Annotated in this window: 1 pseudogene; it reads left to right on the top strand. The window is 55.2% G+C overall.

From position 1 onward, the window contains the following. Nucleotides 1–232: pseudogene (locus SB660_RS24095) on the top strand (excinuclease ABC subunit B); the annotation flags it as partial.

Consider the following 232-nt stretch of genomic DNA (forward strand, 5'->3'; position numbering starts at 1 on the left):
TCCGGCGGCGATGTGGTGGATCAGGTGGTGCGTCCAACCGGATTGCTTGACCCGATTATCGAAGTGCGGCCGGTGGCGACACAGGTTGATGATCTTCTTTCGGAGATTCGTCAGCGAGCGGCAATTAACGAACGCGTACTGGTCACCACACTGACCAAGCGGATGGCGGAAGATCTTACCGAATATCTCGAAGAACATGGCGAGCGCGTGCGTTATCTTCACTCAGATATCG

Origin of the sequence: Bacillus sp. SIMBA_005 (assembly GCF_046535585.1) — a bacterium.
Taxonomy (GTDB): Bacteria; Bacillota; Bacilli; order Bacillales; family Bacillaceae; genus Bacillus; species Bacillus pumilus.